The 24310-nt window shown below is 74.0% G+C and carries 17 protein-coding genes; 6 read left to right on the top strand and 11 right to left on the bottom strand.

The genetic code is table 11. From position 1 onward, the window contains the following. Positions 1-88 precede the first annotated feature (88 nt). Complete coding sequence (locus tag CXY01_RS11075; RefSeq protein ID WP_146927478.1) at positions 89-3364, top strand: bifunctional proline dehydrogenase/L-glutamate gamma-semialdehyde dehydrogenase; 3276 nt, start codon at positions 89-91, stop codon at positions 3362-3364. 58 nt (positions 3365-3422) lie between these two features. Here the strand turns inward: CXY01_RS11075 and CXY01_RS11070 are convergent, their stop codons facing one another. From CXY01_RS11070 to CXY01_RS11050, 5 genes are all read right to left on the bottom strand, one after another. Continuing rightward, a complete protein-coding gene (locus CXY01_RS11070) occupies positions 3423-4463 on the bottom strand; it encodes a LacI family DNA-binding transcriptional regulator (RefSeq protein WP_146927477.1) in 1041 nt (346 codons plus the stop codon). A 158-nt stretch (positions 4464-4621) separates the two neighbouring features. Further along, positions 4622-5536: a carbohydrate ABC transporter permease gene (locus CXY01_RS11065; protein ID WP_146927476.1), complete on the bottom strand. Its 915-nt coding sequence runs from the start codon at positions 5534-5536 to the stop codon at positions 4622-4624. Then, positions 5533-6540: a carbohydrate ABC transporter permease gene (locus CXY01_RS11060; RefSeq protein WP_146927475.1), complete on the bottom strand. Its 1008-nt coding sequence runs from the start codon at positions 6538-6540 to the stop codon at positions 5533-5535. The genes CXY01_RS11065 and CXY01_RS11060 overlap by 4 nt, the downstream gene beginning before the upstream one ends. Before the next feature lie 88 nt (positions 6541-6628). After that, positions 6629-7930, bottom strand: coding sequence for an ABC transporter substrate-binding protein (locus CXY01_RS11055; RefSeq protein ID WP_246125246.1), 1302 nt, complete (start codon positions 7928-7930; stop codon positions 6629-6631). Between the two features lie 289 nt (positions 7931-8219). After that, positions 8220-8762, bottom strand: coding sequence for a DUF2505 domain-containing protein (locus CXY01_RS11050; protein ID WP_146927474.1), 543 nt, complete (start codon positions 8760-8762; stop codon positions 8220-8222). 100 nt (positions 8763-8862) lie between these two features. On the opposite strand from CXY01_RS11050, the gene CXY01_RS11045 reads away from it, so the two are divergent. After that, positions 8863-10344: a sensor histidine kinase gene (locus tag CXY01_RS11045; protein WP_146927473.1), complete on the top strand. Its 1482-nt coding sequence runs from the start codon at positions 8863-8865 to the stop codon at positions 10342-10344. Between the two features lie 111 nt (positions 10345-10455). Here CXY01_RS11045 and CXY01_RS11040 read toward each other — a convergent pair whose 3' ends face one another. Continuing rightward, a complete protein-coding gene (locus CXY01_RS11040) occupies positions 10456-10704 on the bottom strand; it encodes a WhiB family transcriptional regulator (RefSeq protein ID WP_055912771.1) in 249 nt (82 codons plus the stop codon). Between the two features lie 382 nt (positions 10705-11086). Here CXY01_RS11040 and CXY01_RS11035 point away from each other — a divergent pair, with 382 nt between their 5' ends. After that, the gene (locus CXY01_RS11035) at positions 11087-11479 is read left to right on the top strand and encodes a hypothetical protein (RefSeq protein ID WP_146927472.1); all 393 of its coding nucleotides are present in this window, start codon (positions 11087-11089) and stop codon (positions 11477-11479) included. Here CXY01_RS11035 and CXY01_RS11030 read toward each other — a convergent pair. The 5 genes from CXY01_RS11030 to CXY01_RS11010 all read right to left on the bottom strand — a co-directional run bounded on the left by CXY01_RS11030 (position 11461) and on the right by CXY01_RS11010 (position 20800). Next, positions 11461-15117, bottom strand: a complete 3657-nt coding sequence (locus tag CXY01_RS11030; protein ID WP_146927471.1) for an FtsK/SpoIIIE domain-containing protein — start codon at positions 15115-15117, stop codon at positions 11461-11463. The genes CXY01_RS11035 and CXY01_RS11030 overlap by 19 nt on opposite strands. A gap of 111 nt (positions 15118-15228) precedes the next feature. Further along, positions 15229-17820 (bottom strand): ABC transporter permease, encoded by a 2592-nt coding sequence (locus tag CXY01_RS11025; protein ID WP_146927470.1) that lies wholly within the window; start codon positions 17818-17820, stop codon positions 15229-15231. Beyond that, complete coding sequence (locus tag CXY01_RS11020) at positions 17820-18620, bottom strand: ABC transporter ATP-binding protein (RefSeq protein ID WP_146927469.1); 801 nt, start codon at positions 18618-18620, stop codon at positions 17820-17822. Before CXY01_RS11020 ends, CXY01_RS11025 begins: the two co-directional genes overlap by 1 nt. Positions 18621-18752: 132 nt before the next feature. Beyond that, positions 18753-19469 (bottom strand): response regulator, encoded by a 717-nt coding sequence (locus CXY01_RS11015; protein WP_146927468.1) that lies wholly within the window; start codon positions 19467-19469, stop codon positions 18753-18755. Further along, a complete protein-coding gene (locus tag CXY01_RS11010; RefSeq protein ID WP_146927467.1) occupies positions 19466-20800 on the bottom strand; it encodes a sensor histidine kinase in 1335 nt (444 codons plus the stop codon). Before CXY01_RS11010 ends, CXY01_RS11015 begins: the two co-directional genes overlap by 4 nt. A gap of 173 nt (positions 20801-20973) precedes the next feature. Here CXY01_RS11010 and CXY01_RS11005 point away from each other — a divergent pair, with 173 nt between their 5' ends. The 3 genes from CXY01_RS11005 to manA all read left to right on the top strand — a co-directional run bounded on the left by CXY01_RS11005 (position 20974) and on the right by manA (position 24298). Beyond that, positions 20974-21672, top strand: coding sequence for a response regulator transcription factor (locus CXY01_RS11005; RefSeq protein ID WP_146927466.1), 699 nt, complete (start codon positions 20974-20976; stop codon positions 21670-21672). Positions 21673-21675: 3 nt separating this feature from the next. Beyond that, positions 21676-22998 (top strand): sensor histidine kinase, encoded by a 1323-nt coding sequence (locus CXY01_RS11000; protein ID WP_146927465.1) that lies wholly within the window; start codon positions 21676-21678, stop codon positions 22996-22998. A 103-nt stretch (positions 22999-23101) separates the two neighbouring features. After that, a complete protein-coding gene (gene manA / locus CXY01_RS10995; RefSeq protein ID WP_146927464.1) occupies positions 23102-24298 on the top strand; it encodes a mannose-6-phosphate isomerase, class I in 1197 nt (398 codons plus the stop codon). Positions 24299-24310: the final 12 nt, after the last annotated feature.

Raw genomic sequence — 24310 nt, 5'->3', positions numbered from 1 at the left:
CTTGACAGTCAGACTGATCCCTGGCCGGACCCGGCCGACCAGCACAGCGAGGTTCGACCGCGACCCGGCCGGCCCACGAAGGAGCAGCATGTCGACGACTGACGACGTCACCGAGGACGCGACCCGGCTGGCCCGGTCCTGGCTCTCGGCGACGGCGGAGGGCCAGACGGCCAAGGAACGTCGCACCACCGGGCGGTTGGCGGCCCTCGTCGCGGATCCCGCGGGGCTCGAGCTGGCGGTGCGGTTCGTGGATCGGGTGGCCCGACCGCAGGACGTCCGGGTCGCGGCGCGCGAGCTCGCGGACCTCACGTCGGGTGCGGCGGCGGGCTTCCTGGGTCCCCTCGACCGCGCGATGCTCGGTGTCGGGGCGCTGGTCGCGCCCGTGCTGCCCGACGTGGTCGTCCCCGCCGCCCGGCTGCGGCTGCGCAGCCTCGTCGGCCACCTCGTCGCCGACGACGGTCCCGGGCTGGCCGCGCACCTGGCCGCGACGCGGGCGGAGGGGTTCCGGCTCAACCTCAACCTGCTCGGTGAGGCCGTGCTGGGGGAGCAGGAGGCGACGGCCCGGCTGGCGCGGGTGACGGCTCTGGTCGAGCGGCCCGACGTGGACTACGTGTCGGTCAAGGTGTCGGCGGTGTCCAGCCAGCTGTCCACCTGGGACACCGGCGGCAGCGTCGAGCGCGTGGTCGACCGGCTGCGTCCGCTGTACCTGACCGCGGCCCGGCACGGCACGTTCCTCAACCTCGACATGGAGGAGTACCGCGACCTGGCCCTCACGGTGCGGGTGTTCGAGCGGCTCGTCACCGACCCCGAGCTCCTGGGCGCCGAGGCGGGCATCGTGCTGCAGGCCTACCTGCCGGACGCCGCCGACGCGCTCGACGAGCTGACCGCGATCGCCACCGCACGTCGCGCCGCGGGCGGCGCCCGCCTCAAGGTGCGCCTGGTGAAGGGCGCCAACCTCGCGATGGAGCAGGTGGAGGCCGAGCTGCACGGGTGGCCCCAGGCACCGTACGGCTCCAAGGCGGAGGTCGACGCCGCCTACCTACGCCTGGTCGACCGGTCGCTCGACCCGGCCCGCACCGCGGCGCTGCGGGTGGGGGTCGCCAGCCACAACCTGTTCCACGTCGCCGCGGCCCACCTGCTCGCGCAGCGGCGCGGCGTCAGCGAGGCGCTCGACGTCGAGATGCTGCAGGGCATGGCTCCCGCGCAGGCCCGCGCGGTGCGCGACGAGGTCGGTGCGGTGCTGCTCTACACGCCGGTCGTCGCCCGGCACGACTTCGACGTCGCCATCTCCTACCTGGTGCGGCGGCTGGAGGAGAACTCCGCGAGCCAGAATTTCCTGCACGCGCTCTTCGCGAACGACGGCGCGATGGACGCCCAGGAGCAGGCGTTCCGCGATGCCTACCGTGACCGGGACGAGCCGTCGACCGCGGCCCGCCGGGTGGTCCGCGCGTCGACGGAGGTCTCCGGTCCCTTCGAGAACGCCCCGGACACCGACCCGGCCGTCGCCGACTCTCGCGCCTGGGCGCGGGACGTCGTGGCCCGGGACGTGCCGGTGCCGGCCGGCGCGGTCACCGTGTCCACGACCGACGAGGTCGACGCCGTCGTCGCCCGAGCCGCCGCGGCGCTGCCGGTCTGGGCCACCACGTCGCCCGCCGACCGCGCCCGCGCCCTGCGCGCGATCGCCGTCGCCCTGGAGGACGCGCGGTCCGACCTCGTCGCGACGATGGTCCACGAGACCGGCAAGACGGTCGCCGAGGCCGACCCGGAGGTGAGCGAGGCCGTCGACTTCGCCCGCTACTACGCCGACCGTGCAGCCGAGCTCGCCGACGGCGTCGTCCCTGGCGCCGTGCACCGGCCCGCCGGCCTCACCGTGGTCACGCCGCCGTGGAACTTCCCCGTCGCCATCCCGGTCGGCTCGGTCCTCGCCTCGCTCGCTGCGGGCAGCCCCGTCCTGGTCAAGCCGGCGCCCCAGGCACCCCGGTGCGGCCAGGTCGCGATGGCGGCCGTCCAGCGAGGCCTCGACCAGGTCGGCGCACCCGCCGACGTCCTCACCGTCGTGCTGAGCCCCGAGGGGGAGGTCGGTCGCCGGCTCGTCACGCACCCCGAGGTCGCCCGGGTCATCCTCACCGGCTCCATCGAGACCGCGCAGCTCTTCACCGGCTGGCGGCCGGACCTGAACGTGCTGGCAGAGACGTCCGGCAAGAACGCGCTGATCATCACGCCGTCGGCGGACGTGGACCTGGCCGTCGCCGACCTGGTGCGGTCCGCCTTCGGGCACGCCGGCCAGAAGTGCTCGGCGGCGTCGCTCGCGATCCTGGTCGGCTCCGCGGGTCGCTCGGACCGGTTGCGCCGCCAGCTCGCCGACGCGGTCGCGTCCCTGCGCGTCGGCCCCGCGACCGACCTGGGTACCTCCGTCGGTCCGCTGACCGAGCCCGCGTCCGGCAAGCTCCTGCGCGCCCTGACCACCCTCGACCCGGGGGAGTCGTGGCTGGTCGCCCCCCGGCAGCTCGACGACGAGGGCCGCCTGTGGACGCCCGGCGTCAAGCACGGTGTCGCGCCCGGGTCGTGGTTCCACACCACCGAGTGCTTCGGTCCGGTGCTGGGGATCATGCGGGTCGAGACCCTCGACGAGGCGATCGACCTGCAGAACGCCGTCCCGTTCGGTCTCACCGGCGGGCTGCACTCCCTCGACGAGGCGGAGATCGACCACTGGCTGAGCCGCGTCGAGGTGGGCAACGCGTACGTCAACCGGCACATCACCGGGGCGATCGTGCAACGGCAGCCGTTCGGTGGCTGGAAGGCGTCCACGGTCGGTCCCGGCGCCAAGGCAGGCGGTCCGCACTACGTCGCACAGATCGGCGACTGGCAGGACGCGCCCGACGTCCCCCAGGACGACGCCGCGTGGCTCGCCTGGGCGCAGGCCGACGACGCGCGCGTGTGGGCCGACGAGCTCACCCGCGAGCACGACCCGTCCGCCCTGCGCGTCGAGGCCAACGTCCTGCGCTACCGCCCCGTGCAGCACCTCACCGTCCGCACCGGGTCCGACGCCCCGGCGCGGGAGGTCGACCGGGTCTGCCACGCGGCGCGGACCGCCGGGGTCCCCGTGACCGTCAGCGACGTGTCCGGCGAGTCCCACGAGGCGTTCGCCGCCCGCGTCCGCTCGGGGGCGGTGACCGGACGCGTGCGCGTGGTCGGCTCGGCACCCGGCCTGCGCGAGGCCGCAGCGACCCGCGTCGGTGACATCACCGTCCTCGACGGGCCCGTGCTCGCCAGCGGCGCCCGGGAGCTGCTGACCGTCGTGCGGGAGCAGGCCGTGAGCCGCACCCTGCACCGGTTCGGGCACGTCCCGCCGACGACGGACTGAGGGACCGAGAGACGCACACGGCCCGGTGGGATCATCCACCGGGCCTTCTGCGTGAGCGCTACGCCGAGGCGCGGATGACCAGCTCCGGGGCGAAGATCAGCGGCGGCGACGGCGGCGCGCCGTTGAGCTGGTCCAGCAGGCGCGCGCCCGCGGCCCGCGCCATCGCGACCACCGGCTGGATCACGCTGGTCAGCGGGGGAGTGGTCGACGCCGCGACCCCGAGGTTGTCGTACCCGACCACGGCGATGTCGTTCGGGACCTCCCGGCCGTGCTCCGCCAGCACGCTGAGCGCACCGGCGGCCATCAGGTCGGACGCGATGAAGATCGCGTCGACGTCGGGGAACCGGGCCAGCAGCTCGCGCGCCGCGATGGTGCCCGACGCCATCGTGAAGTCACCACGCACCACGGCGTCGTCCGGCATCCCGGCGGCACGGATCGCGTTGCGCCAGCCGGTGAGCCGGTCGATACCGGCCGACATGTCCTCCGGGCCGGCGATCGTCGCGATGCGTCGGCAGCCCCGGTCGATGAGGTGCTGCGTGGCCAGGCGACCGCCCTCGACGTTGTCGGTGTCGACGTACTGGACGTCCCGCTCGTCCGCGGAGAGCGGCCGACCGACGAACACGTTCGGCACGCGGCTGAGCTGCAGCGCCCGGTCGAGCTCGTCGTTCGCGTGGTGCGAGACGACGATCGCGCCGTCGACGTGCCCGTTGCGCAGGTAGCGGACGGTCCGCTCGCTCTCGCCCGGGCGGGCGATGACGAGCACGACCTGCATGTCCGAGTCGGCCAGCGAGGTGCTCAGGCCGTTCAGGGTGCCCGCGAAGAACGGGTCCGACAGGACGCGCTCGTCGGGCTCGGGGACCACGAGCGCGATCGAGTCCGTGCGCTTGGTGACGAGGGAGCGTGCGGCCCGGTTAGGGGTGTACCCGAGGTCGGTCACCGCGGCCTCGACCGAGGCGAGAGCCTCGGGAGACACGCGCAGGCCACCGTTGATGGCGCGGGAAGCTGTTGAGCGTGAGACTCCGGCGCGCTCGGCGACCTGCTCGAGCGTCGGCGCGGCGGGCCGCGCGGGGTCCACGTGGACCGGGATGTTGTCGACCACCGTTGGTCTTCCCTCCTGTGGCTGCCGAGGCAGCGATGACGAGCTGGTGACGGGAGAGGCGGGGTGCTCGGGGAGCACCCCGCCTCAACCATCGACCGGGCTTCTCAGGTCTGGACGACCATGAACGCCCGGGGCGTACCACGAGCAGTGTGCGCGGATCAGCCCTTGACGGCACCCTGCATGATGCCGGCGACCAGCTGACGGCCGGCGATGAAGAACAGGATGATGAGCGGGATCGTGGAGATGGTGACGCCCGCCATGATCAGCGACATGTCCTTGAAGTAGGACGCCTGGAGCAGCTGGAGGACGACCGGCAGGGTCGGGTTCTGCGGTCCCAGGACGATGAACGGCCAGAAGAAGTTCGTCCACGACGAGACGAACGTGAACAGGCCGAGCATCACGGCCGCCGGCCGTGCCGCCGGGAGCGCGATGTGCCAGAAGGTCCGGATCATCGACGCACCGTCGACGCGAGCTGCCTCGACGAGCTCGTACGGCAGGGCCGACTCGAGGTACTGGGTCATCCAGAAGACGCCGAACGCGGTGACCAGACCCGGGACGATGACGGCGATGAGCTTGCCGGTCCACCCGAGCTGGGACATGAGGATGAACAGCGGGACGATGCCGAGCTGCGTGGGCACGGCGGTCGTGGCGATGACGAACACCAGCAGGGCGCTGCGTCCACGGAACCGCAGCTTGGAGAACGAGAACCCGGCGAGCGTGGAGAACAGCACCACGGAGACCGCGGTGATCGTCCCGACGATGATCGAGTTGCCGAGCGCCTTCCAGAACGGGATGTTGCCGTTGAGGACCTTGCCGACGTTGTCGAAGAACTCGCCCTGCGGGATCAGGGACGGGATCGGGTTCTGCGCGATGTACGCCGAGTTCGACGACGCCAGCAGGAACGCGTAGTACAGCGGGGCGATCGCGAGGGCGACCGCGATGCCGATCAGGACGTAGGTGACCCAGCCCGGGCGGCGCTCGGAGCCGGCGGCCGTCGAGCGGCTGCGCCCGGCGGCGCGGGCGGCGCCACGGCCGGCGGTCTGCTGGATGACCGGCAGCGAGGGGGCGCTCATCGGGAAACCTTCTTCCGCTTGGTCGTCGACGAGTCGGACGAGATCCGGCGCGTGATCTGGAAGTTGATCAGGCCGATGACGAGGATGATGACGAACAGGATCCACGCGACCGCGGACGCTCGTCCGAAGCTCTTCTGGTTGCCCCAGCCGAGCTCGTAGATGTACATGGTCGCCGTCATCCACTGGCGGCTCGGGCCACCCTGGCCGGTCTGGTCGAACAGGCGCGGCTCGTCGAAGATCTGGAGGCCGCCGATGGTGGACGTGATGACCACGAAGATGATCGTCGGGCGCAGCATCGGGACGGTGACCGAGAAGAACTGGCGCACCCGCGTGGCACCGTCCAGGACGGCCGCCTCGTACAGGTCGCGCGGGATGGCCTGCATCGCGGCGAGCAGGATCAGGGTGTTGTAGCCCGTCCAGCGGAAGTCGACCATCGTGGCGATCGCGATGTGGCTGGGCAGGATCTGCGCGTGCCAGCCGATCGGGTCGATGCCGACGTAGCCGAGCACCGTGTTGATGAGACCGGACTTGTCGGCGAAGAGCTTGCCGAAGATGAGGCTGACCGCGACGGGGGCGACGACGTAGGGCAGCAGCACGCCCATGCGCCAGAAGGTGCGCGCGCGCAGGTTCGCGTCGAGGAGCGCCGCGAGCACGATCGCGATGATCAGCTGGGGGACCGTCGACAGGATGAAGATGCTGAACGTGTTGCGCAGGCTCTTCCAGAAGTTGGGCTCCTGGACGACGAACAGGTAGTTCTCGAAGCCGACGAAGGCACCCTTGCCACCGATGAGGTTCCAGTCGTGCACGGACACGTAGGCCGTGTAGACGAGGGGGAACAGACCCGTGAGCGCGAACAGGATGAAGAACGGGGAGATGTAGAGGTACGGCGAGACCTTGACGTCCCAGCGGCCGAGGGTCTGGCTGAAGCCGACCCGGCGGGGGGCGCGCTCGGGGTCGGGGAGACGACCGCTGTCGAGCTGAGGTGGGGTGGTGGAGGTAGCCATCAGATGTCCTTCGTGGCGGTGGTCAGGAGCCTACGCTGGCAGGGCCGGGCCGATGGATGACCCCATCGGCCCGGCCCCATGGCGTGCGTCAGCCGAGTGCGTTGACCGCAGCGACGAAGGTGTCCCACTGTGCAGCGGCGTCACCGCCGTTGACGTCGACCTCGGTCAGAGCCGACTGCATCGCGTCGTTGACGGCGAAGTAGTTCGGGCCCTTGAACGGGGCGACGATGCCCTCGGCACGGTTGGCCAGGATCTGGCCGGCCGGGGCGTCGTTGAAGAACGCGTTCGTGGAGCTGAGCAGCTCGTCCGAGGCGAGCGCCTCGGTCTGGCTCGGGAACGTGCCCTTGTTCTTGTAGGCCTGGAGCTGCTGCTCCGGAGCCGTCAGCCAGGCGGCGAACTTCTTCGCCTCCTCCTGGTGCTTGCTCTGCGCCGGGACGGTCATGAACGAGCCGCCCCAGTTGCCGGCGCCGCCGGGGAAGACGTCCGCGATGTCCCAGCCGGTCACGCCGGCCGAGTTGCCCTCGATGACACCGAGCATCCAGCCCGGGGCCAGCATGGTCGCGAAGCCGTCCGTCTGGAACGAGGCGGTCCAGTCGTCGCTCCACTGGCCGAGGTGAGCCGACAGGTTGTCGGTCACGGACGCGGTGGTGACTGCCTCGTAGATCGCCTTCACCTCGGGGTTCTCGGCGGCGATGATCGTGCCGTCCTCCTCCTCGTAGGCGTTCTTGACCTGGTTGATCATGCCCTGGTAGATGGCACCAGCAGCGTCGAAGAAGGGCTTGCCCGTGGCCTCGGTGTACTGCTTGCCGAACGCGAAGTAGTCCTCCCACGTGGCGTCGGCGCCACCGAGCGCGGCGGCGACCTCCTCACGCGTGGAGGGCAGGCCGGCCGCGGCGAGCAGGTCGCCGCGGAACGCGATCGCCTGCGGGCCGATGTCCGTGCCGTAGCCCAGGAGGATGCCGTCGGGCGTCGTGGCCTGCTCGACCTTCCAGTCGAGCCAGCGGCCCTCGAGCTCCGGGTCGGTCAGGTCGACGAACTTGTCCGGGTACTGCATGAGCTCGGGGAGCCAGTCGATCTCGATCATCTCGACGTCCGAGGCGCCCGAACCCGACGCGAGGCGCGTGTTCAGGTTGTCGCGGGCCTCGTTCGAGGTCGCGGCCTTCTTGTTCTCGATCGTGATGCCGGGGTTCTCGGCCTCGTACGCCGCGAACATCTCGTCCGTGTAGCCGGGCTCGTTGAACGTGCCCAGCGTCAGGGTGATGTTCTCGGAACCGCCCTCAGAACCCTCGTCGCTGGGCGTGTCCGCGTTGCCCGAGCAGGCGGTGGCGAGGAGGGCGATGCCCGTGACCCCCGCCGCGGCTGCCCACATCTTGCTGGTGGTCTTGCGCACTGTGACTCCCTTGTCAGTCGGACGGCGTCCTCGCCGTACCCCTAGGGCACCCGTCGTCCGCCCGCCGAAAAGGGGGGCGTGCGAACATCGGGTTGGGCCGTGTGGACCCGGCGCGGGCACGTTCCCTTCCGCAGTGATGCGGGAGCGTTCCCACGCGCTGCGGAGAACTGTCGTCGGCGCCCCGGCGAGTGTCAAGGACACGGAGTGGGCTAAAAGGCGTGGTAGCGATCCCACACCATCATTCCTGCAGGTCAGAGCGATATGGACATCGGTCCGTGTTACCGAATCGTTACGGCTGCGGAGCCTCGCTGTGACCATGGGCGGGACCGGCGGCGTGACCCTCGATCCACCGGCGCGCGACGTCCTGCTCGACCTCCAGCGCGGACCGGATCGCCCCCGCGGCCGCCTGCTCGATCGCGGCTGCGAAGAGCGGCACGGTCGCGCGCAGGTCGCCGTCGTACGTGACCGTCGTCGAGCCGGTGTCGGTGGGCGTCAGTGCCGTGCGCCCGCTCAGGCGGACCGGTGCGCCGGCGATCTCGACCACGACCGTCCCGACGCGCGAGCCGTCCGCCGCAGCCGCCTCCCACGCCTCGACCTGCCGCACGTCGATCTGGCTCCCGACGAAGCTGCGCAGGTGGGCGGGGATCTGGTCGGTGGGCAGGGCGCGACGGGTCGTCACCGTGAACGCGTCGTCCGGGTCGCCGGTCACGTCCACGTGCTGCTCGAGAGCGCCGCTCGCGCGGACCTTCTGGTGCACGTACTCCGGGTCCGCCAGGAGCAGCGCCGCGGCGCGCGCGTCCGTCGGGAGGTCGAGCGTCACGCTCAGTCGCACGGTGGGTCCTTCGGTGATCGAGTCGGTGGGTCCGAGGCTATCCGCCCACGTCCTGGCCGTCCTGCTCACCACCGGTGCGGCGCCACCTACCCTGGTCCCCGTGTCCACCCTGAGCACCCTCGCCGCTCGTTACGCCACGCTCGACGCTCAGGACCTGGAGTGGCTGCACCTGCTCGTCGGTGACTGGCAGGTCCTGTCCGACCTGGCGTTCGCCGACCTGGTCCTGTGGCTGCCGACGACGGACGGCGACTTCGTCGCGATCGCCCAGGCACGGCCGTCGACCGGCGCGACCGTGCACTACGACGACGTCGTCGGCTCGAGCGCGCCGGAGGGTCAGCGGCCCCAGCTGCAGCGCTCGCTCGACGAGCGTGCGGCGCAGCGGTCGCGCGAGCCGCGCTGGTTCGGGTCCTACGCGGTGCGCGAGGAGGCGGTCCCGGTGGTCCGCCACGGCAAGGCGATCGCGGTTCTCGCCCGGCAGACCAACCTCGGCGGCGCGCGCACGCCCAGCCGGCTCGAGCTCAACTACGTCGAGGCGGCCGACGACGTCTTCGCGATGGTCGGCCGCGGCGAGTTCCCGGCGCCCGACGCCCCCACGGGCCCGCGCCGCGGCGCGCCGCGTGTCGGGGACGGGCTGGTCCGGCTCAACTCCGAGGGCGAGGTGCTGTACGCGAGCCCGAACGCCCTGTCGTGCTTCCACCGGCTGGGGGTGGTGGGGGACCTGGTCGGGCGCTCGCTCGTCGAGGTGACGGCCGAGCTGATCGAGCAGCACGACACCGTCGACGAGTCGATGCCGCTCGTCCTGATGGGCCGCGCCCCGTGGCGGGTCGACGTCGAGGCCCGCGGCGTCGCGCTGTCGCTGCGCGCCGTGCCGCTCACCGAGCACGGCCAGCGGGTCGGTGCGGTGCTGCTGTGCCGTGACGTCTCGGAGCTGCGGCGCCGGGAGCGCGAGCTCATCACGAAGGACGCCACGATCCGCGAGATCCACCACCGCGTGAAGAACAACCTCCAGACGGTCGCGGCCCTCCTGCGGCTCCAGTCGCGGCGGGTGGCGTCACCGGAGGCCAAGGAGGCCCTGGGCGAGGCCATGCGCCGGGTCGCCACGATCGCGCTGGTGCACGAGACGCTGTCGCAGACCCTCGACGAGAGCGTGCCGTTCGACGACCTCGTCGGTCGCAGCCTGCGGCTCGCCGCGGACGTGGCGACGGAGGGCGCGCACGTGCGGACCTTGGTGCGCGGCTCCTTCGGGTCGATCCCCGCCGAGGACGCGACGGCGCTCGCGCTCATCCTCACCGAGCTGGTGACCAACGCGGTCGAGCACGGGTTCGAGGGGCGGGAGTCCGGCACGGTGGAGGTCATCGTCGAGCGGCAGGACGACGCGCTGCGGGTCGAGGTCGCCGACGACGGCTCCGGCCTGCCGACCGAGCGGGGAGCCGGGACCGGGCTGGGCACGCAGATCGTCTCGACGCTGGTCACCAACGAGATGCGCGGGACGATCGAGTGGGCGAGCCGCGAGGGTGGCGGGACGTCCGTGGTCATCGAGGCCCGGTTGCGCGGACCTCGGGACGCCGCTGCGCTGGTCTGACGACCGGCTGCGACGACCCCGCCGGACGCAGGCGCGAGATCCGAGCCCGGACATGACTCGGCCCCGCCGCGCGGTGCGCAGCGGGGCCGAGGCCGAGCGGGTGCGGTGAGGTCAGCCGGCGCGGCGCTGGCGCGCGGTGCGGCGCTTGAGCGCGCGGCGCTCGTCCTCCGAGAGCCCGCCCCAGACGCCCGCGTCCTGACCGGTCTCGATGGCCCACTTCAGGCACGTGTCGACGACGGGGCAGCGGCGGCAGACGGCCTTCGCCTCGTCGATCTGGAGCAGGGCGGGGCCGGTGTTGCCGATGGGGAAGAACAGCTCCGGGTCCTCGTCGAGACACGCTGCGCGGTGGCGCCAATCCATGAGTTCTCTCCTAGGCACACGTCGAGGGACGCCCGGGGTCAGGGCGCGCGAGTCTGGACGTGAGATCGGGGGTGGGGGACGTACTGCATCAAGGCTCGCACCGGTCCGGGAACTCCACAAGGGTTACGAGGAGGTTTCATAACCATAACGACTGAGGCGTTCGTCACACCTGTGCACGGGCTGTGCCGCGCTGTGTGCCGCGTGTTGCTGCAGGTGAGGGGGATAGTCGGACAAACGTCCCCGACCCGGCGCCCGGCCGACGCGGTGACCAGGGTCACGTGGTGGTGTCAGTCACCTCGGAACCGTGGTAACGGGGAGTGAGCGTCGGTGCAGGTCAGGCACGACGACGACGGGTCGGGCCGCAGTGCCTAGGCTCGTGCCCGTGACTGGTCGTCCTGCTGTGCTGCTCGTCGTGTGCCTCCTCGTGACCCTCGAGGCCGCGGCCTTCCTGGGGCTGGGTGTCGCCTGGATCGTCGACGTGCTCCGTGGAGCCGCCTCGATGCCGGCGGCGAGCCTCTTCCTCGCCGCCTTCGGTGTCGGCGTCGCGCTCCTGCTGCTGCTCGCCGCGCGAGGTCTCTGGCGCGGGCGTCGCTGGGCGCGCTCGCCCGTGATCATGTGGCAGATCCTGCTCGTCGTCCTCGCCATCGGCTGGCTCGGGGCAGAGCCGACGGCCTGGGCCGTGGTCGTGCTCGTCGTCGCGGTGCTGATCGGCGTCGGGCTCCTGCTGCCGTCGGCGGTCGCCGCCACGGCCCGCCGTCAGGACCCGCCCGCGTAGACCTGGACGACCACCGCCTCCCGGCCCGTCAGCAGCACGCCACGTCCGGCGGGCCGGCGGGACGGGTCGACCGACCACGCCGCGCGCGGACCGACGAGCTCGGCGGACGCGTGGTCGTGCACGTCCAGCACGAGGGTCCGGCGACGGCGCACGAGCCGCGCCACCGTGCCCCGGAACGCCTGAGCCGCCGCCGACGACGTCACGGCGGCGACCACGCCGAGCGTCGGCGGCAGCAGGTCGTCGAGCCCGGGGTGGTCCCGGTGGAGGTCGTCGAGGTCGTCGACGAGCAGCACCGTCCCGTCAGGGTCCCCGCACGCCTGGACCAGATCGGCCGGTCCCACGTCCTGCACGCCGGCGAGCGCGGGGACCGGTGGGCCCGCGGGGTCCACCAGCCGCAGGACTCGTACACCCGACCGCACGAGCGAGCGGGCCACCACGCGCAGCGCCGTGCTCCGACCCGAGCCGGGAGGTCCGGCGACCAGCAGCCCGTGCCGCACGTCGACCCGTACGACCTCCGCCTGGTCCCCGCCCAGGCCCAGCGCGACCTCGAGACGGCTCGACCCGGCGTCGAGCGCGGCAGGCAGGTCCGCGCGCTCGGGCAGCGGCCGGACGAGCACCACGGAGGCGTCCCGCCCGGCCGCCGTGACCCGTGCGCCGGGTGGCCCGGGCAGGACCACCTGGCACACCTGCGCCCCCGTCGCGTGCAGGTGCACGGCCCTGCCCGGGGTGGTGCGACGACCCGCCAGGCCGGACGGCACCCCGGCGACGGTGTCGAGCGTCGCGTCGGCCAGCGGGAGCACCAGCCGGTGGGCGAACGCGCCGGCGTGCTGCAGCGCGGTGGGCCCCGCGGCGGCCCCGGCCGCGAGCGCCGTGCTCGTCGTGCTGCTGCGCCAGAGGGCGGTCAACCGGTCGGCGCCCGCACCTCGCGCGAGCCGGCCGACCGAGTCGAGCAGCAGGTCGAGGCGGTCGACGACGAGCAGCACGTGCGGACGGTGCGCCTCCGCGAGGAGCTCGAGGAGACGAGCCACCGCGCGGGCGTCGTCGGTCTCCAGGTCGCTGCCCAGCCGGCCGTGCCGGTCGGCCGCGCGCAGCCGGTCCAGGGACGCGGCGGGCAACCCGACGGTGTGCACCGCCCACCCCCGGTCCAGGGCCTCCAGCGCAGCGGTGACCAGCGTCGTCGTACGACCCGAGCGAGGTCCGCCCACGACCAGGAGCGGTCCGTCGGCCGGGTCCCAGCGCACCGCGCCTCGACGCTGCTCCTCGGGCAGGTCGGCGACGGCGAGCGCCAGACCGGGCCCGTCCGGGACGTCCCCCGGCCGGACCACGGCGGGCAGGGCGGGGAGCCAGGGGCAGCCGGTGGTCGCCGGTCGGCCGGACGCGGCGTGGACGGCGGCGTGCACCCAGTCCGCGCCCGCGTCGTCGTCCACGGGAGGGCCGGGCGCGACGGGGGACCACGGGGCGGCACCCGCGTCGGACCACGCGGGCGCGAGGCGCACGACCGGCGTCGCGGCCGCCGTGACGGCCCGCGCGACCTGGACCGCCTCGAGCGGCTGCGTCCCGCGTCGGACCCACGCGCGACCCGGGGTCGCCGGGTCGAGGCGGGAGGCGTCCGGAGCGTCGAGCACGTCCGTGGAGTCGGCCTGGTCCGTGACCCGCAGCGCGATCCGTAGGCCGACGTTCGCCCGCAGGTCGGCACCGACCGCACCCGCGGGCCGCTGGGTGGCCAGCACGAGGTGCACACCGAGCGCGCGTCCCTGGGCGGCGATCCGGGTGAGGGCGGCGGACGCGTCGGGCACGTCCTCGGTGAGCGCCCGCAGCTCGTCGACGACGACGAGCAGGCGCGGCGGCGTCGTCGCGCCTGCCGGGTCGAGCTCGCGCAGGTCACGGGCACCCGCGGCGGACAGGACGGCCTCGCGGCGGCGCAGCTCCGCACGCAACGACACGAGGACGCGTCGGGCGTGCGCGGCGTCGAGGTCCGTGACGTGCTCCAGCACGTGCGGGAGCCCGGCGACGGGTCCGAGACCGGTCCCGCCCTTGAAGTCGACGAGCAGGATCGCCAGGCGGTCCGGCGGGTGCGTCAGCGCGAGCGAGAGCACGAGGGCGGTGAGGAGCTCCGACTTCCCGGCACCGGTCGTCCCGGCCACCAGGGCGTGCGGGCCGTCCGCGACGAGGTCGACGGCCACGGTCCGGCCACCTGTCCCCACCCCGAGCGCCACGGTGAGGTCCGCGCGAAGCGCCTCCCATGCCGCGGCGACGCCGTCCGGCGCCGGGATGCCGTCGAGCGCCGCGAGCGAGGCCCGGGAGGGCGGCGCGGCTCCGTCGCCGGCGTCGGCGGCCCGTGCCCGGGCCGCTGCCGCCGCGCGGACCTGCTCCAGGGCGCGCCGGGCGCCGACCGCCTGCCGGGGGACGTCGTCCACCCGGCCGTCCGCCCGGTGCAGCCGCACGGCTCGCGGTCCCACCTCGAGCCGCGCCCGGCACCAGGCGGGGACCGCCGCGGGGGACTCCGCGAGCAGGAGCAGCCGCTGCGTCGCGGGGGCCGACGACCGCCACCGGGCGAGCGCGGCCGGGTCGGGCGGGTCGTCGGCGACGACGAGGCCGTCGCCGGGACCGAGCGGCAGCGCAGCGTCGGGGGCGGTCGCCCACACGCACCAGGACCAGTCGTCGGGCCGCCGGGTGCGGACCGCGAGCGCGGCGGTCAGGTGGCTGCCGAGCGCGCCGAGGGCGGCCGCCCGCGCGACCGGCAGAGCCAGGCTCCGCGGCCCGACGACCGCGAGGGAGCCGCCGGGGTCCCAGGGCTGGTCCAGCGTCACGGGGTCCACCGGGGCCACGACCGCGCGGGCGGTCGCGGCGACGAGGGCGGCGAGGTCCTGCACGGCGGTGTCGCCCGGCCGACGGTGCCGCCGGCGCCACCGCGCGACACCGGCCGCGCCGAGGGCGACGAGCGGCACGGCGAGGCCGACGAGGAGCAGGACGGGCTGGCGCAGCGCGGCCGCGAGCGCGACCGAGCCGACCAGCGGCGCCAGCCACGTCGCGGGCCGCGACGCCAGGCCGGGGCCCGGTGGCGCCGTCTCCGGTACGTCGTCGCGCACCGGTCCCCGCAGCGTGAGCGTCGTGCTGCCCACGCGCAGCGGACGGTGCGGTCGCCAGCGCCGTCGGCGCCGGTGCCGCCCGACGCCGACCCGCACGTGCACGCGGTCGCCGCGACGCCTCACCTCCACACGGGCGAGCCCCGGGTCCGCCACGGCGAGGAAGGGCGGCACCGCGTCGGGACCGCCCGGCGGCCCGACCGTCAGCCGCCCGTCGGCCGGCACGGCGGCGAGCCCACCGCCGTCGGGTCCCGCGACCACGGCGACGTGCCAGTCGGACCGGACCGCGAGCTCCGTCCCCGTGCCGCTGCCCCGACCGGTGCGCAGGAGGCACCCGTCGACGAGCGGAGGGTGCCCGACGACGTGGTGCTCGTCGAGGAGCGCGTCCCCGACGGCGGCCCGGACACCCGTGCTCGCCCATCCCGCGTACCCGCTCACGCGGGCGAGCGCCGGGCGCAGGGCGGACAGGGGGAGCCCGGGCTCCGCCTCGACGTCGGTGGGGACGAGCCCGGGACCGCGCGACGGGTCGGGGTGGAGCAGGGTGAGGCGCACCGACCGACCCTGGCGTGACCGGGACGACGGACCGGCCCGCCCCCCACGGTCGGGGGACGGACCGGTCCGTGCACAGGACCACCGGTCGGATCGGCGGCCGCGCGGCGGGTGTCAGTCGACGGCGAGCGCCGCGACGGGCGACGTGCGGGCGGCCGCCCGTCCCGGCAGGACCGAGGCGAGCAGACCCGCCGCGAGCGCGACGACGAGCAGGAGCGCCAGGTCGGTCCACGGGACCACCAGGATCACGTCGCCGATCTCACCGAAGGTGATCACCGCGCCCGCCCACCCGTACAGCAGCCCCAGCGCGGCGCCGAGGACGGCCCCGACCCCCGCGATGAGCATCCCCTCGACGGCGAGCATCACGCGCAGCTGTCGTCGGGAGAGCCCGATCGCGCGCAGGGTCGCGGACTCCCGACGCCGCTCGAGGACCGAGAGCGACAGGGTGTTCGCCACGCCGATCAGCGCGATCACCACGGCGACACCGAGCAGCCCGACAACGATCGCCAGCAGCGTGTCGATCACCCGCTCGTTGCCCGCACGCTCGGCACCGGCGCTGCTGACCTCCGCGGGGGTGTCCGGCAGCGCGGTCCGCACGTCCTGCAGCACGAGGGCCGCGTCGGCTCCCGGGTCCAGCCCGACCCACAGCATCGAGACGGGCGCCTGGGGTGCGAGCCGCTCGAACGTGGCCGGGGTGACCAGGGCGTAGACGCCACCCAGCTCGCTCGGCACGGCGCGGAGCTGCATGGCCGTCCCGTCCGGTGCGGGGTCAGACGCGTCGCCGACGGTCGTGTACGCCGTCGTCGTGGCGGTGTCACCGGCCACGTCCTCGGACATCACCTTGGGGAGCAGCAGCGTCCCGTCGTCCAGGCCGTCCGCGGTGCGCGGGTCGCGCAGCACGTCCGTCGTGGAGCCGTCGGCGGGAGCGGCGACCATGACCCAGGTGTCGTCCCGCAGCACGGCCGCGGTCCGCATCTCCAGGACGGTGTCGACCCCGGTCACGGCATCGACCGCGTCGCGGACGTCGGACGGCAGGCTCGACGTCTCGCCGTAGACCGTGCCGTCGACCATCAGATCCACCGGGTAGTGCTCGTCGAGCTCCTGCGCCAGCGACACACGAGCGCTGGCAGCCCCCGTGCTCATCATGGCGACGAGGGTGGCGCCGATCAGCAGAGCGGCACTGGTGGCCGCCGTCCGGCGCGGGTTGCGCACGGTGTTCGCCGCGGCGAGCCGGGCGCTGGTCCCGGTCCTCGCCAGCGCGCGTCCCACGAGCGACACGACCCTCGGCACCCAGAACACCGCGCCGAGCAGCACGCCGACGAACGACAGCCCGCCCGCGAGCGCCCCGACGCCGAGCAGGATCATCGCGTCGGCGCGCCCGCTGCTGGACAGCGCGGCGGCGAGCAGCATGACCCCGACACCGCCGAGCGTGAGCAGCAGGGACAGCGCGAGCCGGACGCGACCCCCGCGAGCACCCACGGCCGGGGCCTCGGCCGGGCGCAGCGCCGCGATCGGGGAGACCCGCGTCGCCTCACGGGCGGGGACCAGGGAGGCGAGGACGGTGACGACGGTGCCGACGAGGAGCGGGAGCAGCACGACGGGCACAGTCACCTGGATGGTGGACGGCAGCGGGACGCCGAGGTTCAGGCGGCCGAGCACCATCAGCGCCGACTGGCCGAGCACGAGGCCGAGGACCAGCCCCGCCACGGACGCGGCGACGCCCAGGATCGCGGCCTCGGTCAGCACGGAGCGGCGCAGCTGCCCCTTGCCGGCGCCGACGCAGCGCAGGAGGGCGAGCGTGCGCGTGCGCTGCGCGACGAGCACCTGGAACGTGTTGGCGATGACGAGGGCGGCGACGAGCAGCGCCACCGCGGCGAACCCGAGGACGAGCGTGACCAGCACGTTCCCGCCGTCGGAGAACTGCGAGACGGACCTCTCCGCGGCTGCGTCCCGGGTGAGCGCCTCGGTGCCGGGGACGAGCGGGTCGACCGCGGCCAGCAGCGCCTCGGCGCCCACCCCCGGCTGCGCGGCCACGAGGACCGTCGCCCCGAGCTCGCCCAGCGACTCGGCACCGCTCCAGCGCAGCGCGTCGTCGGCCGTCACCAGGCCCGCACCACCGCTCTGCGACCAGGCGGACGCCGGGTCGGACGCGATGCCGGTCACCACGACGTCGTCGTCGACCGTGCGCCAGACCTCCTCGGACCCGTCGGTCGACGCGGTGGGCTCGGCGGTCGCGTCGTCGGCAGGCTCGGAGGTGGTCCAGCGGACCTGCACGTGGTCGCCGACGCCGACACCGAGGGCGTCCGCGGTCGCGAGGGGCAGGGCGATCTCTCCGCTGGCCGCCGGCGCGGTGCCGTCCTCGACCACCAGCGAGCTCAGGCTCGGGTCGTCGATGGTCGGCAGCATGAGCTGCCAGCGGCTGGTCCCGCCCTTGCGGATCTCGATGCCGGTGGGGGCCAGGAGCTCGGCGGCCCGCACGTCCGGCAGGGCGCGCACCGCCTCGAGCTCGGACTCGGAGATGTCGCCGTCCACCACGACGTCGGCCCCGGCGTACGTCGCGGTGACGGCGTCGTAGCCGGTCCGGGTCATGACGTTCCCGGCGATCAGGGTGGTGGCGAGGAACGCGGTGCCGATCGCGATGGCGACGGCGGCGGCCGTGAGCCGGCCGAGGCTGCGGCGCATCTGCGCCCAGGTGAGTCGCAGCATCAGAGCGCCGCCTGGTCCAGCGTGCGCAGGGCCTCCAGGCCCGTGAGCACCGACTCGGGCGTCGGGTCGGCGATGTCCCCGGCGATGCGTCCGTCGGCCAGCAGGACGACGCGGTCCGCGTACGCCGCGGCGGTCGGGTCGTGCGTGACCATGATGATCGTGCGGCCCAGCTCACGCACCGAGCGCCGCAGGAAGCTCAGCACCTCGGCGCCCGAGCGCGAGTCCAGGTTCCCCGTGGGCTCGTCGGCGAAGACGACCTCCGGCTTGGCGATGAGGGCGCGCGCGATGGCGACCCGCTGCTGCTGACCGCCGGACAGCTCCGACGGCCGGTGCGTGAGGCGCTGACCGAGCCCCAGGGTGGACACCAGCGTGTCGAACCACGCGCGGTCCACGGCCGTGCCGGCCAGCTCGAGCGGCAGCAGGATGTTCTGCTCGGCCGTGAACATCGGCAGCAGGTTGAAGCTCTGGAACACGAACCCCACCCGGTCGCGCCGCAGCCGGGTCAGCGCACCGTCGTCGAGCGCGGTGATCTCGGTGGCGCCGAGGCGGGCGGTCCCGGACGTCGCCTGGTCCAGGCCGGCGAGGACGTGCATGAGGGTCGACTTGCCGGAGCCCGACGGGCCCATGATCGCCGTGAAGGCGCCGGCAGCGAAGTCGACGTCGACGCCGTCGAGCGCGCGGACCTCGGCCGCCCCCTGGCCGTAGACCTTGGTGAGCGACCGGGCGCTGACGGCGACCGGTGAGCCACCCGGGACGCGCGGCTGGTCCTCGTCGATCGGGCGGAAGACGGTGGTGTCCACGGGTGGGCTCCTTCGAGGTGCGGTGATGACGTCACCGACGCTACGGAGGGACCCGTCGCCCGCACATCAGGCCCCGGACGGGTCGACCGTCATCCCGTGGACCGACACCGGTCGCCGTCGGGGGCGCCGGGCCTACGATCCCGGTCGGACGAGCCCGGTCTCGTAGGCGACGACGACGGCCTGGACCCGGTCGCGGACGTGGAGCTTGGCCAGGATGCGGCCCACGTGCGTCTTCACGGTCGCCTCGGCGACGAACAGGTCGGCGCCGATCTCGGTGTTCGACCGGCCGCGCGCCATCAGGACGAGGACCTCACGCTCGCGCTCCGTGAGGTCGGCGACGGCGAGCCGTGCGGGGTCGGTGGGGGTGCCGGGCTCGTCGGGCGGGAGCGCGGTGACGAGGTGCTCCAGGAGCCGCCGGGTGCTCGACGGGGCGATGACGGCGTCGCCGTGGTGCACGGTGCGGATCGCGGCGAGCATCTCCTCCGGCGGGGCGTCCTTGAGCAGGAACCCGCTCGCGCCGGCGCGGATGGCGGAGAGCACGTACTCGTCGAGGTCGAAGGTGGTCAGGACGATGACGCGGGGCGACGGTGCGTCGTCCGTCGCGCGCGCGATGATCTGCGCGGTCGCGGTCAGCCCGTCCATGGTGGGCATCCGGACGTCCATGAGCACGACGTCGACCGGCCCGGTGGCCGTGCGGGCCGCGGGGTCGAGGGCGCGCACGGCCTGTGCCCCGTCGCCCGCCTCGAGCACGACCTCGAGGTCGGGCTGCGAGTCGATGACCATGCGGAACCCGGCGCGGACCAGCTGCTGGTCGTCGACCAGGGCGACGCGGATCGTGCCGTCGCTCATCGCGACGCCTCGTCCTGGGTGCTCGGCACGGGGGTGGTCCTCTCGTCGGTGGGTGTGCTGGTCGGTTCGCTGGTGGGTGCGGTGTCGGCCGGGGTGGGCAGCTGGGCCCGGACGCGGAACCCGCCCCCGGGCCGCGGGCCGGCGCTGACAGTGCCGCCGAACATCGTGGTGCGTTCCCGCATGCCGAGCAGCCCCTGCCCGAGCCCGTCGCTGTCCGCCGACGCACCGCGGCCGTCGTCGGTGACCTCGAGCACGATGGCGTCGGGGAGCCACTGGACGAGCACGGTGACCTTGGGGTCCGGGCCGGCGTGCTTGAGCACGTTGGTCAGCGACTCCTGGGCGATCCGGTAGACGGTCAGACCGGTCCCGGGCGGCAGGTTGCGCGGCTCGCCCATGCGGACGAGCGAGGCGCGCAGGCCGCTGGCCCGGACCTGCTCCACGAGCGCGCCGACGTCGGACTCGGCGGGCTGCGGGGCGAACCCCTGGCCCGTGCCGCGGCTCAGCCCGCCGGGCCCCGGCAGCACCGGGACGGCGCCGGTGGTGGTGGGCGGCTCGGAGCTGTTCCGCAGCACGCCCAGCAGCCGCCGCATGTCGGTCAGCGCGGCGCGCCCGGTCTCGCCGATGGTGCCGAGCGCGCGAGTGGCCGCCGCCGGGTCGGCGTCGGCCGCGTACCGGCCGCCGTCGGCCTGCGCGATCATCACGGTCAGGGAGTGGGCGACGATGTCGTGCATCTCCCGGGCGATCCGCGCGCGCTCGGCGGCGGTCGCGATCTGCGACTGCTGGTCGCGCTCGACCTCGAGGCGCTCGGCACGGTCGACCAGGGCCTCGATGGTCTCGCGGCGGGAGCGGCGCACGAGGCCGAACGCCCAGACCGTGAGGGCGCTGAACCCGGTGAAGACCGCGGTCGACGCGGCGCCGGGGGCGTTGAACCACCCGTTCATCGCGATGCCCAGCAGGACGGACCCGACGAGGGTGCTGACGATCGCGACACGGTGCGCCCAGCGGGGCCCGTGCACGGTGACCGAGTAGAGCGCCATCAGGACGGCGAAGTCCGCGGGCACCACCAGCGGGGCGAAGAACGCGAGCTGCAGGAGGGCGAAGGAGTAGACGGCGACCGCCGAGGCGGTGGGGCGCACCCGGCGCCACGCCAGGGGGGCGACGACCGCGAAGGAGATGAGCGGGGTGGCGAAGGAGCGGGACGCGTCGGCCGTCGCCGTCGTGATGTCCGTGGACGTCGCGACCATGAGGAGCAGCAGGAACCCGGTGCCGGTCGCGTCGACCGCGAACCGGTGCGCCTCCTCCCACCGCAGCAGGCGATCCCATCTCGTCACCCCACGAGGGTAGGCGGGGGCACCGTCGCCGGCGTGCGTCCGCAGGACGACCCGAGGTCCACGACGGTCCGACCAGGGGCGCACAGAGCGGGACGGCCGGCCGCAAGATTCACGTGAACCTGTGGGCGCGCCCCCCTGGCGGTCAAGACCGTCCCATGACCTAGCATGGGCGAATGACCCAGGTGCTGCTGGCCGAGGACGATCCCGCGATTGCCGAGCCTTTGGCCCGCGCCCTCGGGCGTGAAGGTTATGACGTGCGCGTGCAAGGAACTGGTCAAGGTGCGATCGACGGCGCCGCGGCGGCCGACCTGGTCGTCCTCGACCTCGGCCTGCCGGACATGGACGGCCTCGACGTCGCCCGTGCCATCCGCAACCTCGGCCTGACCACGCCGCTGCTCGTGCTGACCGCGCGCGCCGACGAGGTGGACCTGGTGGTCGGCCTCGACGCGGGTGCCGACGACTACGTCACCAAGCCCTTCCGCCTGGCCGAGCTGCTGGCCCGTGTCCGCGCGCTGCTGCGCCGCAGCGTGGGCGACCCCGGCGACGAGGACGAGCTGCACGCGCAGAACGTCCGCGTCGACGTCGCCGCCCACCGCGCGTTCCAGGGCGAGCGGGAGCTGCACCTGACGGCCAAGGAGTTCGACCTGCTGCGCGTGCTCGTCGGCGCGGCCGGCACCGTCGTCGCGCGGGAGACGCTCATGCGCGAGGTGTGGGGTTCCGACCCCACGGGCTCCACCAAGACGCTGGACATGCACGTGTCCTGGCTGCGTCGCAAGCTCGGCGACGACGCGAACGCGCCCCGGTACGTCACCACGGTGCGCGGCATGGGCTTCCGGTTCGAGACGGGCGGCGCGAGCGCCGAGCAGGGCTGAGCCTTGCGTCGTCGCGTCCTGCAGGCGACGATCGCCGCGGTCACCGTCGCGGTCGTCCTGCTCGGGTTCCCGCTCGCCTTCCTCGGCGCGCAGCTGGTCCGTGAGAACGAGATGCAGGCGCTGTCGGCGCGCGCCGAGTCCGCTGCGCGGGCGGTCGACTTCCGCGTCGAGCAGGACATCGACCTCACGGACCGGATGCTCGAGAACTACACCGGTGACGTCGGTGAGGTCGCCGCCTCGGTGATCGTCCGGACGCCCGACGGCGAGCTGTACCAGGCGGGGGAGCGGATCCAGGGCCGCACGCTGTCGGTGCAGGTCGAGTCCGACACCGGTGCGGTCGTGACGCTCTACGTCTCCTGGTGGGACGTCTTCTGGCTCAGTGCCCGGGTGATCGCGCTCGTCGTCGTCGCGGCCGTCGTCGCGTTCGCGGCCGGCATCGCGATGGCGATCTGGCAGGCCAACCGGCTCACCGCCCCGCTCGTCTACCTGGCTGCGTCCGCCGAGCAGCTGGGCGCCGGGCAGGTGCGACCACGCCTCGAGCCGTCGGGGGTCGAGGAGATCGACCTCGTCGCCGCCGAGCTCGCGCGCAGCGCGGACCGCATGGCCGCGCGGCTGGCGGCCGAGCGGCAGTTCGCCTCCGACGCGTCCCACCAGTTGCGCACGCCGCTCACGGCGCTGTCCATGCGGCTCGAGGAGATCATGGTCGCCACGGACGACCCGGACGTGAGCGAGGAGGCGCGGATCTCCCTCGAGCAGGTCGAGCGGCTCGTGCGGGTGGTCGACGACCTGCTGGCCAGCTCCCGCCGGCTGCAGGGCGGCACCACCGAGGCCGTGCGGCTCCTCGAGGTGGTGCACCAGCAGGAGGAGGAGTGGCAGCCGACGTTCCAGGCCGCGGGGCGCCGGCTCGTCGTCGAGGTGGACCGCACCACGCAGGTCCTCGCGACGCCCGGTGCGCTCGCGCAGGTGATCGCGACGCTGATCGAGAACTCGCTGAAGCACGGCGCCGGGACGACGACCGTCCGCTCCCGGCCGAGCGGGCCCTCGGGTGCGGTCGTCGTCGAGGTGGCCGACGAGGGCGCCGGCGTGCCCGACGACCTGGCGCCCCGGATCTTCGAGCGTGAGGTGACGTCCGGGAAGGGCACGGGCCTCGGCCTGGCGCTCGCCCGCGACCTGGCGTCCGCCGACGGCGGCCGGCTCGAGCTCGCGCAGCGCCGTCCCGCGGTGTTCGCGCTGTTCCTCGCGGGCGTCCCGGCCTCGATGCGCCCCGACGTGGTGCTGCCCCTGGGTGCGGTGGTCTCGGCGCGGATGGACCGGCGCCGGCGGTGACCGATTTCGCCCGGTTCGCGCGGGCGTATCGCGTCGCAGCGGTGCACGGCCCCGTAATCTAGGCCGCTACGACGACGACGAGCATCCGCAGGAGACCCACGCCGTGTACCGGATCACGCCAGCCATCCAGCACTACGCCTGGGGTTCGACGACGGCGATCCCGGACGTGCTGGCGATGGTGCCGGACGGACGGCCGGTGGCGGAGGCCTGGTTCGGCGCCCACACCAGTGCCGCGGCGACCGTGCAGACCGCCGACGGGCCGCAGGGCCTGGACCAGCTCATCGCCGTCGACCCCGCGCTCCACCTCGGAGCCGACGTCACCTCCAGGTTCGGCGCGCACCTGCCCTACCTGCTCAAGATCATCGCCGCGAACGCCCCGCTCTCCCTGCAGGTCCACCCCACCCTCGAGCGGGCCCGCGCCGGGTTCGCCGCGGAGGACGCAGCCGGCATCCCCGTCTCGGCGCCCGAGCGCAGCTACCGCGACGACAACCACAAGCCCGAGCTCGTCTACGCGCTGAGCAGGCTGGACGCGATGGTCGGGTTCCGCGCCCCGCGGCGGGCCGCCGAGCTGCTGGCGGACCTCGACACCCCGCTCGCCGCCGACCTGCACGCGCTGCTCGCCGCGGACCCGTCGTCGGAGGGCGTGCGCACCGCGTTCGAGTGGCTCCTGCAGCCGGAGACCCGTCCGGCTGCCGCCGACGTCGCCAAGTTCGCCGAGGCCTGCGCCCGCCGGCTCGCGGACGGCTCGCCGTCCCCCCGCACGGACCGCACGGTCATGCGCCTGGCGGCGGCCTACCCGGGCGACCCGGGCGCGGTGACCTCTGTGCTGCTCAACCCGGTGACCCTGCAGCGCGGGGAGGCGCTGTTCGTCCCGGCGGGCACGGTGCACGCCTACCTGCAGGGCGTCGGCGTCGAGATCATGGCGAACTCGGACAACGTGCTGCGGGCCGGCCTGACCCGCAAGCACGTCGACGTGGTCGAGCTGCTGGACAACGTCGACTGCGTCGCGGCGCCGCCCATCCGGATCGCCCCGGAGCGCGTCTTCACCTCGACCCGGATCTTCTACGCGCCGGTGGACGACTTCGAGCTGTCGGTCACCCGGCTGACCGACGACGGCGCCACCCGGCTGCCGGGCCGCGGCCCACGCATCGTCCTGTGCCTCGAGGGCGAGGTCGAGCTGGGCGCGCAGGACGGGAGCACGCTGGCGCTGACCCGCGGCCAGGCGGTCTTCGTCCCCGCGTCCGACGGCGCGCTGACCGGGTCGGGCGACGCGACGGTCGTCCAGGCGGACGTGCCCTGACTCTGGGCCCTG

Origin of the sequence: Cellulomonas xylanilytica (genome assembly GCF_007989805.1) — a bacterium.
GTDB classification, from domain to species: Bacteria; Actinomycetota; Actinomycetes; order Actinomycetales; family Cellulomonadaceae; genus Cellulomonas; species Cellulomonas xylanilytica.
This window is presented reverse-complemented; position numbering and strand designations above follow the sequence as displayed.